Annotated in this window: 15 protein-coding genes; 2 read left to right on the plus strand and 13 right to left on the minus strand. The window is 36.4% G+C overall.

The window, feature by feature from the left end:
• Positions 1-383 precede the first annotated feature (383 nt).
• The 4 genes from E2636_RS14455 to E2636_RS14470 form a co-directional block, all read right to left on the minus strand.
• Positions 384-833: a GNAT family N-acetyltransferase gene (locus E2636_RS14455; protein ID WP_134210831.1), complete on the minus strand. Its 450-nt coding sequence runs from the start codon at positions 831-833 to the stop codon at positions 384-386.
• A gap of 197 nt (positions 834-1,030) precedes the next feature.
• Positions 1,031-1,426 carry a nucleotide excision repair endonuclease gene (locus E2636_RS14460; protein WP_134210832.1) on the minus strand — a complete coding sequence of 132 codons (396 nt, stop codon included), beginning with the start codon at positions 1,424-1,426 and terminating at the stop codon, positions 1,031-1,033.
• Between the two features lie 322 nt (positions 1,427-1,748).
• Positions 1,749-2,081 (minus strand): bacillithiol system redox-active protein YtxJ, encoded by a 333-nt coding sequence (gene ytxJ / locus E2636_RS14465; RefSeq protein WP_134210833.1) that lies wholly within the window; start codon positions 2,079-2,081, stop codon positions 1,749-1,751.
• A gap of 367 nt (positions 2,082-2,448) precedes the next feature.
• Entirely contained in the window at positions 2,449-3,177 is a 729-nt protein-coding gene (locus E2636_RS14470; protein WP_166669536.1) for a DUF1295 domain-containing protein, read from the minus strand.
• A 140-nt stretch (positions 3,178-3,317) separates the two neighbouring features.
• Here E2636_RS14470 and E2636_RS14475 point away from each other — a divergent pair, with 140 nt between their 5' ends.
• Positions 3,318-4,139 carry a DegV family protein gene (locus tag E2636_RS14475; protein ID WP_166669537.1) on the plus strand — a complete coding sequence of 274 codons (822 nt, stop codon included), beginning with the start codon at positions 3,318-3,320 and terminating at the stop codon, positions 4,137-4,139.
• 30 nt (positions 4,140-4,169) lie between these two features.
• Here the strand turns inward: E2636_RS14475 and E2636_RS14480 are convergent, their stop codons facing one another.
• The 9 genes from E2636_RS14480 to msrB form a co-directional block, all read right to left on the minus strand.
• The gene (locus E2636_RS14480; protein ID WP_134210836.1) at positions 4,170-4,541 is read right to left on the minus strand and encodes a DUF1499 domain-containing protein; all 372 of its coding nucleotides are present in this window, start codon (positions 4,539-4,541) and stop codon (positions 4,170-4,172) included.
• 20 nt (positions 4,542-4,561) lie between these two features.
• On the minus strand, positions 4,562-5,248 hold the full coding sequence (locus E2636_RS14485; protein WP_134210837.1) for a TVP38/TMEM64 family protein: 687 nt from the start codon (positions 5,246-5,248) through the stop codon (positions 4,562-4,564).
• Positions 5,245-6,597: a dihydrolipoyl dehydrogenase family protein gene (locus E2636_RS14490; protein WP_134210838.1), complete on the minus strand. Its 1,353-nt coding sequence runs from the start codon at positions 6,595-6,597 to the stop codon at positions 5,245-5,247. Before E2636_RS14490 ends, E2636_RS14485 begins: the two co-directional genes overlap by 4 nt.
• The gene (locus E2636_RS14495) at positions 6,584-7,186 is read right to left on the minus strand and encodes a CDP-alcohol phosphatidyltransferase family protein (RefSeq protein ID WP_134210839.1); all 603 of its coding nucleotides are present in this window, start codon (positions 7,184-7,186) and stop codon (positions 6,584-6,586) included. The genes E2636_RS14490 and E2636_RS14495 overlap by 14 nt, the downstream gene beginning before the upstream one ends.
• Positions 7,187-7,189: 3 nt before the next feature.
• Positions 7,190-8,050 carry an ABC transporter ATP-binding protein gene (locus E2636_RS14500; RefSeq protein WP_243840657.1) on the minus strand — a complete coding sequence of 287 codons (861 nt, stop codon included), beginning with the start codon at positions 8,048-8,050 and terminating at the stop codon, positions 7,190-7,192.
• Positions 8,050-8,682 (minus strand): ABC transporter permease subunit, encoded by a 633-nt coding sequence (locus E2636_RS14505; RefSeq protein ID WP_243840658.1) that lies wholly within the window; start codon positions 8,680-8,682, stop codon positions 8,050-8,052. The genes E2636_RS14500 and E2636_RS14505 overlap by 1 nt, the downstream gene beginning before the upstream one ends.
• An 86-nt stretch (positions 8,683-8,768) precedes the next feature.
• Positions 8,769-9,572 carry a hypothetical protein gene (locus tag E2636_RS14510; protein WP_134210841.1) on the minus strand — a complete coding sequence of 268 codons (804 nt, stop codon included), beginning with the start codon at positions 9,570-9,572 and terminating at the stop codon, positions 8,769-8,771.
• Positions 9,556-10,689: an ABC transporter substrate-binding protein gene (locus tag E2636_RS14515; protein ID WP_243840659.1), complete on the minus strand. Its 1,134-nt coding sequence runs from the start codon at positions 10,687-10,689 to the stop codon at positions 9,556-9,558. Before E2636_RS14515 ends, E2636_RS14510 begins: the two co-directional genes overlap by 17 nt.
• A gap of 24 nt (positions 10,690-10,713) precedes the next feature.
• On the minus strand, positions 10,714-11,817 hold the full coding sequence (gene msrB / locus E2636_RS14520) for a peptide-methionine (R)-S-oxide reductase MsrB (protein WP_134210843.1): 1,104 nt from the start codon (positions 11,815-11,817) through the stop codon (positions 10,714-10,716).
• Positions 11,818-12,075: 258 nt separating this feature from the next.
• Between msrB and E2636_RS14525 the strand changes: the two genes are divergently transcribed.
• Positions 12,076-13,716, plus strand: a complete 1,641-nt coding sequence (locus E2636_RS14525; RefSeq protein WP_166669538.1) for a tetratricopeptide repeat-containing diguanylate cyclase — start codon at positions 12,076-12,078, stop codon at positions 13,714-13,716.
• Positions 13,717-13,811 lie beyond the last annotated feature (95 nt).

Consider the following 13,811-nt stretch of genomic DNA (forward strand, 5'->3'; position numbering starts at 1 on the left):
AAATGGGGATAAAATATTCCATTTAAATCTAGGTGCCTGACACTTTATAATTATTTTTTAAAAACTTATTTCCTTTATAGTACAATGATATACGTGTTACAAAATACACTCTTCTTCAACAAGCTTAATTAATTCTTTAAGCTGCTCTAAGCTCTGGTACAGATAGTAATATCGTCAATGCTTACGTCATCAGTAACGGGAAAGAAGGAATTTTCGTCATTAAACTGTACTACTTCCTCGAAGCTGCAGAAGGATACGGTGCTAAATTCCACCACATATTAAATAGTGAAATTATTGAATTACCTATATAGACACATTACGTAACTGTATAAGCTCTAAAAAGAGGATTCGCATATAAGCGAATCCTCTTTTTCATTTACTATTTACGCTAAATTCATCACATGTGTAGTATCAGGTGCTTCATGAGCTTCTTCAAATCCATTTGCCCGGTAGAATGCATCTGCTTTCGCTGATTCTGTCCGACATGTAATTTTCTTAAACTTTCCTTTTGCATGATTTACTAATTCCGATAACAATTGAGATCCTACGCCTTGTCTACGTGCATCCCCAAGTGTATAAAAGCGCAGTAAACGTGCTTCATCCTTATTGTCAGTGTGAGAGTTTTGATTTAAGCCACCAATTGCCACTAATTTTTCAGGACCCTCCCATACACCGTATAGGGCTTCTCCATCTTTATTAAATGTATTAGATCCATCTTCATAATCATGTACTAAGCGAGTTAAGAAACGATAGCCTTCTTCTTCGCTTTCCGATACTAACTTCGATACGTCGATTTTCTTCAAGTCTTCTATTCGTTGAACCTTAAACGTCATCTGAGTTTCTCCCCTTTAGAAAACATTTTAATTCTTTCTATAAGAGTACTTCTCTACTCACACCTGAATATCCTCTATTTCATGCCACTATTTTAAGAAAATTCTAAAAATTTAAGCGGTAAGTATTTTACCTTTAGATAGACTGAAATTTATTCTTAATCGCTTTCTTTTAAGCTAGACAAAATAAAAAAAGCTGACTATGATTCGTCAGCTTTTTTTGAAGGAGAAAACTTTTTATCTACGTTATACAACGCAGCAAGTTTATTGATGGCATATGTTTCATAAATTTCACGTTCCATTGCATCATCAACATAGAAAATCTTAATTTTTGTCACTTCATCACGGTGCTCTTTTAAAGGAGAAACATTATCTTCAAAATGTTTTTTTACACGTTGTCTTACTTTACGTGCTTTCCCTACGAACAAAAGCTCTTCTTTTTTATTGAAGAACATAATGATGCCGCCTTTGTCACGTGCAATTTGGTGAAAGTCGATAAAGCCAAATACTGAAGGAATCTCAGGCTCATCATTTGAACGATCTTGTACGCGTTGAACAATCGTTAGATCTGGTTTAGGCATTTCAATTTTAATCATATTCAGTCACGTCCTCACTTCTTTAAAGTGTAATGCTATCACAAATAGCAAGAAAAATCTATCTCCTAAACACTATCCAATGATAGAGAAAGTTTAAACTAATTCAATATCGTTTAATCATATTTTCGTTATCTTCGACAAAATCTACATCTTCCATGCACTATCATTATTGAATATGGTTGTAACTGAGTCGACAATTACTGCGTCACACACTAATACTCGATAAATTTCAAGACCCAGGGTTTATTCAATAGACAGCTTTCATAAATAAACCCCTCCCTATATAAATTAATAGGAGGGGTTCAATGGTAAATCTTTAGAGTTATTGTGCTTCTATTGCTTTTTCTATATTCTTCTCCGTTATATTCCAATGGGAATCATTCCAAACGGACTCTCCATTTGAAACTAATAAGATTTGTGGTGATTTATGTTGAACACTTAAATCACTTTCAATTTCTTTGGATACCGGACGACTTTCAATGACTTTCACCAAATACGCGTCAACTTCTGTAGCAATAGATGTAAACTCTTTGTACGCAGCTGCACTTACAGGACAAGTCGTACTATGCTTAAAGACTAAAACAGGTTTCTCTTTGGATTGTTGAAGAACATTTTGCCATTCAGGGATTGTTGTAATTTCTGTATAAGTTGTCACACGGATTCACCCTTTCAGTAGTTATTCTTTCCATTATCTCGAATTCTAATGTGTTTAGCACGTAACTTGCCTTTGTTTAGAAAATCCGGACAAATTTCTATACAATATCTACTTGTTTCTAAGTCGATTCGGGTTTACTAAACCATCCAGAATAACAAATTGGGTTCTGCATCGAAAACAATCATACCGATTGCGATTAGCATCCATATACTTTATTGAACTACCTCCACTGATGTTCCAGGACGCCACTGAAATCGCTGGTTGCCAGTCGTTTATTTCTTCTCTATTTAACAAGACCACCATAATAACACTTCAATCGATGAATTTCGCATAGGTAATCCTCCGGCGTCGCTCGCCTTCAATTGTGTTAGTTTTTCTGAGGCATTGGCACAAATACGCTTGTTTTAGCTGCATATTCAGCATAACCAGGTTTCTGACTATTTTTCTTTTCAAGTAATGGAACTCCAGAAATTTTTAATAAAAAGAACGTTAATAACAAAGGACTAATAAACGAAATCCAACCGAATGGCACAGCACATGCAATGATACTAATCCCAAACCATTGTGTCGCTTCACCAAAGTAATTTGGATGGCGTGTATATTTCCATAGTCCAGTTGTGATTACTTTTCCTTTGTTCGCTGGCTTCTGAATGAAGGTACGTAACTGTGAATCCCCAATTGATTCAAATAAGAAACCAATGATCCAAACAACTACCCCTATATAAACCGGCCATATCGATAATATGGTGTCACTTTTGCTAATACCTAAAAAGATTCCCAAAGAGAATAGAAGAGAAACAGTTCCTTGAAGCATAAACACACGAACAAAAGCCGTTTGCTTAACTTTAGTACCCCATTTTTTACGCATATCTTGATATCTATAATCTTCTGGTTTACCTGCATTGCGAGTAAATAAGTAGATTGACAAACGCATCCCCCAAATGAACACTAGAGCAGCAAGTGTTATGGACACGACATTGTAATTTTTCGTATACAAAAGAACGACAATAGTCGTCAAAATAAATGTTAAACCCCAAATAATATCAACTATTGAGTAATTATCTAACTTAACAGCGATCATCCAAATGACACTCATGAATAAAATCATACATATTATAGCAATACCTGCCAACATTCGACTCACCTGCACATTCCTTTTTTATTTATCTCATTGAATCTATTATACTAACGATAAAATGAGCACACATGATTGAATGTGCAATTGGAGGAAATAGTATGAAAATCGCATGGGTAACTGATAGTTCAGCATATATACCGAAAAATGCTCATCGATCCGATTTGTATGTAGTCCCTTTGCAAATCAATCATGAAAATACAACATATAAAGATGGTATAGACTTAACAACTAATGAATTTTATGACTTACTTAGTCACTCTGAGTTCTCTCCAAAATCATCGCAGCCCACTGTATATGATATTGAACAACTTTTTCAAACCTTGGAAGTGGAATATGACGTGATAATTGCTGTCTTAATTTCACGACAAATTAGTGGTACTTTCGACACTGTCGCTTCGGTGAGTAGAACTATATCAATTCCTGTTCATTTAGTAGACTCAAAAATAGTATCATGGCCCTTATATGACCTTATACAACGAGGAAGAGTACTAGTAGAAGAGGGTATGGCTCCAAAAGTAATTGCTCAAACTTTACATGACAATGAAGACATATATACTAATCGAATTTTTGTAGCTGACTTAAATCAATTATTAAAAGGTGGCCGGATAAGTAAACTTGGGTTTTTTGTTGGTAACATATTAAGAATCCATCCTATCCTCAAATTTAAAGAAGGTTCCATACAAATTGCTCACAAAATACGAACTAGAAAAAGAGCCATTTTACAAATGATTAAAGATTTTGAACCAACATCAAATGAAATGTGGGTACTACATTGTGGAAGTGAAAAGACCGCTCATGAAGTGAAGCAACAACTACAGGTAAGATTTCCTGCACAAGTGATACAAATCGGTGAACTAAGCCCGATTATTGCTATACATGGTGGACAAGGTAGTTTCGCCATCGTTTCAGCAAAAGCTTAGAGTCTTTAGTTTATACATTAAAACAAAAAATCACGGACGCTTATAAGCATCTGTGATTTTTTGCATTCTTTTTTTGTTAACTCCAAAATCGGAATACCCAACTCTTGATTTAGATCGAAAGTGAGTGACTTGTTTGGAATCATCAAAATAAAATTCAACATCATCTTTAAATTTAAATACTTTTGACGTTTCTACATAGTGAAGATAATTTGCTTTTTCTTCGACTAGTTCCATTTGTTTCATATTTATTATAATCATTTTTATCTTACTTTGTGATTGCGCATGGCTACCACTATAGGGAATTGGTTCCATATAATTGCGTTTAATATCTGTTTGACTCGATACGCTATTTGGCTTATCTTCAACAGGCTTTAACTGTCCATTCGTTACACCTAGTTTCATAGGTTTCCACTTTCCTTTCTTTACTTAACAGGCTCTTTTTCAAGATGTATTTGAGTAGTTCCTTTAAACTTCTTCACAAGGAAGGGCAGTAAAACCATAACTCCATACAATGCAACCGCAATCCACAGCTTTGAATCCATTGTTCTTAATGATGAGCCAATATAATTTAATACAAATGCACCTGGAATAATGCCTAAATACGTAGCTGCCATATACGATTTTAGTTTGATCGAGCTTAAACCAAGCGAATAATTAATTGAATCAAACGGAATTAAGGGAATGAGTCGTAAATAAAGCACAACAATAAATCCATTATTTTGAATCGATTGATCAAATCGTTCTATTTTTTTACCTTTAACGAATTTTTCGATTTTTTCTCTGCCTAAATACCGAGCAACTAAAAATGCTAAGACTGCCCCGCTTCCTGCACCTACAATATCTAGTGCAGTGCCGAGAAATGGTCCAAATGTGTACCCACCAAATAACGTCAGAAGAGTTGCGGGGAAGAAAAATAATGGACGTATCGTATATACGATTACGTACAATAACATACCCCAAATCCCTAATTCCCTAACATAATCACTAGCCGCTTCGATATCAATCTTTCCAATCACATCAAATGCATATAGGACGATCAAACAACTAATGGCAAACCCAACAAACAAAATGATCTTTTGCCATTCTTGCCAAAAAGTTCGCTTTTTCATTTACTTAATTCTCTCACAGATATATACGTTTTTATTAGTGACTGTACAATTGGTTTTTCAAGTGTTCGAGACATATACGTATTAGCAATTTGTTGAAGGATTTGTGCATGTGTAGGATATGGTACGGTCATACTTGACCATGATGATATCGGTTTTTTTATACGCTTTGTATAAGCAACCAGCTGCATGAGATCACTTATATTTGGACCGACTGCTTGAGCATTGATGACATACCCCTTTTTATCAATACCAATACGAATAACCACATCGTCGATCAATTGTGTTTTATAACGATCGATATCCTTTGAATTCACTTCTAGCGTTTCCACTACTTCCGTATCATTGCCGAACAATTGGTACACTTCAGGTGTGGAATAAATAATGGCAGCAAAATCAAAATAGATATTCTTTTTCTTTTTCGTAAATGCGATATGTTCAATGACTGCACGAGCTTCTAATCCAGCTGCATGTGTGTGTGCATATGTATCAATAACGTCTCCAATTGCATAAATATGAGAAAGCGATGTTTGATATGTATCTTTTACCTGTATAAAACCATCATTCATTTTAACTCCGGCATTCTCAAGTCGCAGAGAACCTATATTGGCAATACGACCTGCAGCAACCATAATATCGTCCACTAAAATTTGTTTTCCATCACTTAAAGTAAGTCGTTTTTGACTTCCTTCTACTTCTACACATGTAACTTCTGCTTTATTGTAAAACGTCATCTCTGATTCAAAATGTCTTGTTGCTACTTTTCGAATGGAAGAATCGAATTTGCCCAAAATTTCTTTGTCACGGTTAACAATATGTACATCCGTTCCGAGCTTTGCCATCGCTTGTCCAAGTTCTAGTGCAATGGGTCCTGCTCCAATAATACCGAGAGACTTTGGCTGTTGAATCAAATGAAATAATAATTCGTTTGTTAAATAACCAGACTGCTGTAAGCCTTCAATTGGTAATTCCCGAGGGGATGAGCCCGTTGCTATCACAAACTTTTTCCCGCGAATCCGTTGCCCATTTACTTCAATTTCATTTGGACTTACAAATTTCGCATGTCCGATATAAACCGAGACCCCAAGTCCTTCAAAACGTTCAACCGAATCATGCACCTGTATTTCTGCTATCACCTGTCTTATGTGTTGAGTCGTTTGTTCCCAGCTCATTCCTTGGGTTGATGCATAAATTAAAGATTTAGAAGGGACACATCCGGAATGTAGGCAATCTCCACCTAACTTCTCTGTACTGTTTACAAGTGCTACATCCACATGAAGTCTCGCAAGTCCTGCTGCTGTATATAAGCCGCCAGAACCAGCACCAATGACCACTACTTTATGTTCTTTCATGTAATTCCCTCTCTTCCTTCACAAATGCTGTGAAACGCAAAATCGTGCTTAACACTTCAATAACAATAAATAATAAAGTTGTCCAAAATAACCATGTTGGTGCAAAAATGACCATCACCGTTAGCAAAATAAATCCTTCCGTGCGTTCAGCTAACCCTGTAGCATAGTGAAAACTTTTTCTCCCGGAGTTCCGCGCTACATTGCCGATCGTTAAAAACAATGTCATCGCAATTAAGATTGAAAACATTAATAGCAGCAAAACAACTGAGTGCTCTGGATACTTGATCGCGAGCACTAAAATAATTCCCCCTTCTACCACTCGATCAAACGTTACGTCTAGTACGGTACCTACTGCAGAAGGTTTTGTTTTTCTAGCCATCGTACCGTCTACAGCATCAAGTAATCCTGACAACCACAAAAAAGCGATGCCAAGCCAAACCATATCAATATATATCCATACACTTGCCGCAATCCCAATTGATACAGCAATCCCTGTTACTCCGTTTGCCGTTAGCTTCCATTTGATGAATGTATCAGCTAATGTATCTAGAAGAGGTTGAATAATTGGTTGTCCTTTTGTGTCTAGCAAGTTTCACCCCTCCTTCAAAACCAAATACAAAGGCACTATAGTATTTATCTCCTGAGATTTTTTCATAAATTGCTTCTGACCATTTGGCAAAATGACCACATAAAAGTCGACCCCATATAAATGAACTTTTTTATCAAGCAAGACAGCAATTGATCGATCACTCAAATTATTTGTTAATACACAATTTGAAATTAAATAGGTGCGTCCCTCAATTTGAATACCTTCGTTAAAATATAGTTCGACTTCTTGTTCAGACATAGTTGTAAGTTTGCCATCTTGCAGTAAGAATGTTTGATCTGCATACATTTTAGTCTCTTCGTAGTTGTGCGTCACAAAAATCCCTGCGACATTGCGTTGCTTCATTTCGTTAAAAATTAGATGTTGTAGCTGCCTACTCAGTTTCACGTCTAAATTTGCAAATGGTTCATCCATCAAAAACACATCTGGTTGATAGACAAATGCGCGAGCAATTGACACTCGTTGTTGCTGTCCACCCGAAAGCTCATAAGGAAAACGATCTTCTAGACCAAAAAGTTCAACTTTCTCAAGCCAATTTTTCGCTATAGCATATCGTTCTTTCTTTCTCACACCCTGGCATTTCAAAGGAAATGCAATATTTTGAAGAACCGTCATATGACTAAAAAGATATGGTTTTTGCGTAATATATGCGCACATTGTCTCTACGTTTTTTTGAATCTCTCCCGAATCAATTGGCTCCATCGCTGCAATTAGTTGAAGTAAAGTAGACTTTCCACTACCCGATTTCCCAAGAATCGTTATAACTTCGCCTTGTTTAAGGGAGAGATTTACACATTCAAGAACGATTTTACCTTCGAATTTTTTTGAGATGTTTCGCAACTCCATCATAAGAGCGATGTCACCACCTTTTTAAAGATTGAAATAATGAATCTTATCGATAACGCAAACAGTCCAATCATGGTAATTATAAGAAATACAGACGTATGAACAATATAGAAATTAGATGATTGTAAATATGGAAATAGTAATGTGGTGATTGTAGGGATTAATCCACCACCGATAAACGCAGTAATCGCATATTGACTAAGTGAAATCACAGTTGTTAACAATACCACTGTATATAAGCTGCCGCCTAAGAGGGGGAAGTAAACAAATATCCACATGGTTTGTTTGGAACCGTTAAATAGCTTTACAAGTGAAGGAATTCCTTTTTCTAGTTCCAAAAATCGATTTTTAAAAATTTGAATGGAAAATGGGATGGTTACCATCAAATGAATATATAGTACGCCTATCAATTGATCTGGAATATGTAACCACAACAAAGCAAGCTGTAAGCCACCCATCACCGCAATCACGGGAAGAATAAGCGGCAATAACACGAAGACATCTTTCCAAAGACTAACCTTACTGGCTAAGTGCCAACCGGTTAAGAGGCCTAAACTGATATTTAACACGATTGTGATACTCGTAATTACACATGTGTAATAGAATGCCTGCCAAATTGATGGGTCTTGCAAAATAAACGAAAAAGTTATTTTTCCCGTAACGAAAAGCCAGGCCGTGTAAAGTAGCATCATCGTGTAACTTAAAGAAAGGAGATGTTTTATAATGTCCGACTCCCCTTTCCAAGTGAATGCCTTGTCCGACTTGTCCATAAAAACAAACCAATCGTCGAAAGCACAAGCACAATTGAGACGCCAACTAACAAGACATCTATAACTAAACGTTGTGCCACATCAATGGAGTAATAGTAGGCCAATATAGTAGGACCAAATTGAGGATATACACTATTTTCAAGAAGTGCAGGTACTTCATAAGCCGTTAACATAAAGGCAAACAAAATTAAGAAGAGCTCAACCACTTGCCCTTTAATAGCTGCCCATTCAACATGAACAAACTGTTGCCATTTATTCCCTCCAAATAATTGAATAAGTCTACGAGAATCGAGGTCAAGAGATGCGTATGTAACCGTTAAATAAAACACTACAAAAGGTACTTCTTTTAACCAATAGGCTAACAAAATTTCTAGAAAGCCGAATGTTGGGTGATAAAAATCGACCAATTTATACATATTGTTCGCTAAAGCTAAAACATATAAAGCCACAATGAAATGCGGAAAATAAAAAGCAACCGACAATCGATCAATTGACTTTCTTAAAGATTGTTCCAAATAAAATCCACGTACAATTAATATGCCTGATCCAATGCTAATTAGGGTAGCTACAACAGTTAAAACGGAAGACCACAGCAATCGATTCAGTGGTTCTGCATAATATTTCCATGACGGGTTAGGCTGAACGATATCCAATAACCGTACGATATCTACAACTAAAAGAGCGGCTGCAAGTAAACTAACCGCTCCAATAGTGATGACAATTAAACTCCCAATTTTATGGACGAACGACATAGTCTCTCCATTCCTCTTCGATAAGTTGAATCATTTCCGCCGAAAAGTCACTTTGATTTTCCCACTCGTTCAAGTAATGGTACCCAGTGGATTTAGACTCTAAATTTTCTTGTTGTTCGCCCGTTAATTGGTCTAAAGCTAATACAGAGCCATCTCCCCATACGTCACTTTTTAGTTTTTCAGCTTGCATCGAGTAATTCGTTAACGCTTCAATTACTTGCAGAGCCTTTTCTTTATTGGGCGAATTAAAAGGAATGGTTAAATAATGCGCATTCGTAACAGCTTGCCCATTCAATGCGAACGTGCGCGTGGATTTGTTAAACGTCCCATTTTCTATAAAGGGTAACGCACGACGTTCATTGAAACCCATGGTGAAATCAACGTCACTACTGCCAAACATTTGATCTAGTTGCTGCAAATTTTTAGGGTAGTCTTTTCCTTGTCGCCACAAATTCGGTTTGATTTCACTTAGATATTCGTATGCTTTTTGTCGTTGCTTTAGGGTAGGATCACCATTTATTTGATCAAGATTCAACGAGTACATTAATTGACGGATAAAGCCATTCCCCGTGAAGTCTGCTGCATCTGGATACGTAAATCTCCCCGGGTTGTTTTGAATCCACTGTGTTAATTCATCAATAGTTAAAGGAGGTTGCTTAACATTGTCTGTATTAACTTGAAATGCAAACGACGTTTTCCCCCAAGGAATTTCTAAACCTTCTATAGGCTCGCCACTATCTGTCTCCAACAATACTTGTTCAAAGCGTTGTGTATTTTCTAAATCACTCAATAGGTCCCCAGACAGCAATTCACTATCTTTCGCTTGTTTAAAAGCTGCTCCATTAATCCAAATTAGATCTATGGATCCATCTTTTCGACCAACAGATTTTTCATTTTGGAGTTTACTCATGAAATCATTTGTTTCCATAGCAACACGTTTTATATCAATGTCGTATTCTTTTAATACATAAGGAGCAACGGTTTGATCAATGTATTTGTTAATATTTTCATCGCCACCCCACATGTAGAATTGGACAGATTTTCTTTCGCTTTCACTCCCGCATCCTGTTAGGACAAGTAGTAATAAGGCAAAACCTATGAACTTTTTTATAATCATCCCAACTTTCACTTTTCAGCTATTTTACTGACTAAATAAACTGACATATTCTCCATACCCTTGTTTTTCAAGATCCTCTTTTGGAATAAATTTCATAGAAGCTGAATTCATACAATAGCGTAATCCCGTTGGCTCTGGACCATCTTCAAAGACATGACCTAAATGCGAATTACCATGACGACTTCTCACTTCCATTCGCTTAGTCCCAAGTGTAAAGTCTTCAATTTCAATAATGTTTGCTGTTTCTAGTGGCTGCGTAAAACTTGGCCAGCCTGTTTTAGAATCAAATTTATCGAGCGAATTAAATAATGGCTCCCCAGAAACGATATCGACATAAATTCCATCTTCAACATTTTTATCGTATTCATTTTCAAAGGGTGGCTCTGTACCATCATTTTGTGTGACTTCGAATTGAAGATCAGTTAATTTTTCTCGCAACTCTTGCTCACTGTATTTTTTGTACGACTTTATATCGAGCGTAGGTTGTTTTTCCCATACTTTATCTAAGAACTGATCCCGACCAGAACGTTCACGATAGTATTCATAGCGTTCTTCACTTTTTAAATAGTAATCTTGATGATATTCTTCTGCTTCGTAAAATGTCATAGCTTGTCGTATAGGCGTAACAAGTTCTCCTTCAAAAATGCCACTGTCTTGCATTTTCTGTTTAGATGCTTGTGCGAGTTCTTGTTGTTCTTCATTTGTGTAAAAAATAGCCGTTGCATATTGTTGGCCACGATCTACAAATTGCCCATCAGCATCTGTCGGGTCGACTTGACGCCAAAATACTTCTAGCAATTCTTCATATGAAATGACTTTTGGATCAAACGTAATAATAACTGATTCTAAATGGCCTGTGCTTCCTGACGCTACTTCATTGTAGGCTGGATTCACTTCTTCGCCACCTGTATAACCAGATACTACAGATTCAACACCGACTAATTTTTCAAAAGGTGGCTCCATACACCAGAAACATCCTCCTGCAAAAATCGCCGTTTGTTCCTCGTTATATGAAATGGACTCACTACCATTTGATTTCGCTTGCTGATAATTCATAAATAGAACCAGTCCAATGACAACCGCAATACCGATCAGGGCGACGACGATCCATTTAAGTTTAAATTTCATTTGTTTCACCCTCCGTTAGCGTTTTCACCTATTATTTCATATCCTCCTATCATATTGCACATAACAAGACCCTTCAATGTGTTTCTTACACTTGTCTCGAGCTTGTATCGGCTTCCCGTATAGGCATAAGTGTTTTCTGTATCCTTCATTCTATTCTGGAGTTTCAAGCGCAATCTAATATTCATACTTCTGATGAGAAGGTTTATTGATAAAAAATGTCGAAATAAGTAGAAAGAACTTTGTTGAGGAGTGATGAGTATGGATTTGGTTTCTGAACAACTGACGGATTTAATCAAAGAATCTAGAAGAATAGCGTTTCAAAATCCATCTCAAGCATTTGATATAGCTTATGAAGCAAAATTAATTGCAGAAGAAAACGATCTCGAAACATCACAAGCTGCCGCTCTATTTGCAATGGGCTTGGCTTGCCGTTCAATGACTGAACTTGAGCGATGTTATGACCATGCCTACGACTCCTATCAATTGTACGAACAGTTAGGAAACAATAGAGGTATGGCAGAAGCATTAAATTTAATAGGAGTGGTTTATTTTTACTACGCTCAATACGAACAAGCTTTGGAGCATTTTCTAAATGCTTTGTTTCACTTAAGGGATTTAGAAGAATTCTTAGTCAGCAGTCGCGTATACAATAATTTAGGCGAAGTATATCGGGAAGTAGGTAATGAAGAAGAAGCCTTTGCTGCTTTTGAACAGGCACTGCAAATTTCGCAAGACAATCATTTGCAAATGAATGTAGCAGTTATTTTAGAAAACATCGGCGAGATGCATTTTAAAAACTCGAACTTGGATATCAGTTATGACTATTTACAAAAAAGCTATGACATGTTAATTGAGCTTGATGATATTACATCTTTGGCTGAAGTTGAAAATAAAATCGGGAAAATTCATTTCATTAAAAAAGAGTTTGAACAAGCTAGACATTTTTATGACAGTGCGTTGAAACGATTGGAGCACACAGGAAATAAATTCTACACTATTGACGTATTGGTTAAGTTGGCCGAAATGGAACGTTTGGAAAATGAAAGTTATTTTTTAGATTATCTGAATCAAGCTGTTCAACATGCTGAACAAATACACGCCAGAAAAAAATTAAGTAGAATTTACACCATTCTTACTGAATTTTACGAGGAAAAAGGACAATACCATCTGGCTCTGGACTATTTCAAAAGATATCACATTGTAGAACAAGCCATTGAAACTCAAGTAGTTTCTCAAAAACTTAAAATCATTAAGATTGAATTAAATAAGGTGTTTACTGGAAAAGAAGTAGAACATATCTCAAAAATGAATGAGCAATTAGAAAATGAAATTGCCATTCAGAAAAAGCTATTAGTTAAACTTGAAAAAGCTAATGTCGATCTTAGTGATGAAGTTTATTACGATGAATTGACAAAAGTGGCCAGTCGAAGAGAAGTCACCAAATATCTTCAAAAAGTTTGGAATGAGGAGTCTCATCTAAATCACGATATCGCTTTAATGATGTTGGACATAGATTATTTTAAACGCTATAACGATTGCTACGGACATGTGCAAGGGGACGAATGTTTAAAACAGGTTGCAGCTTGCATGAAATCGGCGTTTGGAAATCAAAAAGGCATTCTTGGACGCTATGGTGGTGAGGAATTTGTTTGCTTTACGAATGGATTAGAAGTGAATGAATTGAAACAATTTGCAGAATCAATCAGACAAGCGGTACGAGACTTAAATCTGACTTATCATTTTAACGGAAAAACTCTTCCAGTTACCATTAGTGTTGGTGCAATTCATTGCAAGAAATCTCAATTAACTCCGGTTCTGGACATGTATGTAATGGCTGATAATGAGCTTTATCGCGCAAAAAATAATGGACGGAATCGAGTAGAAATTCGCGTCTTGTGACATAAGCGTAATGCGGGTTCTAAATTAACTCGTGGTACAGGATTGCTCACCATAGGCAGATGTGTCCTTCTCTGGAGGAATGGTGTACGTCTGCA

This window comes from Paenisporosarcina antarctica (genome assembly GCF_004367585.1).
GTDB lineage: Bacteria > Bacillota > Bacilli > Bacillales_A > Planococcaceae > Paenisporosarcina > Paenisporosarcina antarctica.

Excerpts from the sequence above, each read along its gene's own strand:
- E2636_RS14455 (WP_134210831.1), bottom strand. The coding sequence starts at position 833 with ATGACGTTTAAGGTTCAACGAATAGAAGACTTGAAGAAAATCGACGTA.
- E2636_RS14460 (WP_134210832.1), bottom strand. The coding sequence starts at position 1,426 with ATGATTAAAATTGAAATGCCTAAACCAGATCTAACGATTGTTCAACGC.
- E2636_RS14470 (WP_166669536.1), bottom strand. The coding sequence starts at position 3,177 with ATGAGTGTCATTTGGATGATCGCTGTTAAGTTAGATAATTACTCAATA.
- E2636_RS14475 (WP_166669537.1), top strand. The coding sequence starts at position 3,318 with ATGAAAATCGCATGGGTAACTGATAGTTCAGCATATATACCGAAAAAT.
- E2636_RS14480 (WP_134210836.1), bottom strand. The coding sequence starts at position 4,541 with ATGAAACTAGGTGTAACGAATGGACAGTTAAAGCCTGTTGAAGATAAG.
- E2636_RS14485 (WP_134210837.1), bottom strand. The coding sequence starts at position 5,248 with ATGAAAAAGCGAACTTTTTGGCAAGAATGGCAAAAGATCATTTTGTTT.
- E2636_RS14490 (WP_134210838.1), bottom strand. The coding sequence starts at position 6,597 with ATGAAAGAACATAAAGTAGTGGTCATTGGTGCTGGTTCTGGCGGCTTA.
- E2636_RS14500 (WP_243840657.1), bottom strand. The coding sequence starts at position 8,050 with ATGGAGTTGCGAAACATCTCAAAAAAATTCGAAGGTAAAATCGTTCTT.
- E2636_RS14510 (WP_134210841.1), bottom strand. The coding sequence starts at position 9,572 with ATGTCGTTCGTCCATAAAATTGGGAGTTTAATTGTCATCACTATTGGA.
- E2636_RS14515 (WP_243840659.1), bottom strand. The coding sequence starts at position 10,689 with ATGATTATAAAAAAGTTCATAGGTTTTGCCTTATTACTACTTGTCCTA.
- msrB (WP_134210843.1), bottom strand. The coding sequence starts at position 11,817 with ATGAAATTTAAACTTAAATGGATCGTCGTCGCCCTGATCGGTATTGCG.
- E2636_RS14525 (WP_166669538.1), top strand. The coding sequence starts at position 12,076 with ATGGATTTGGTTTCTGAACAACTGACGGATTTAATCAAAGAATCTAGA.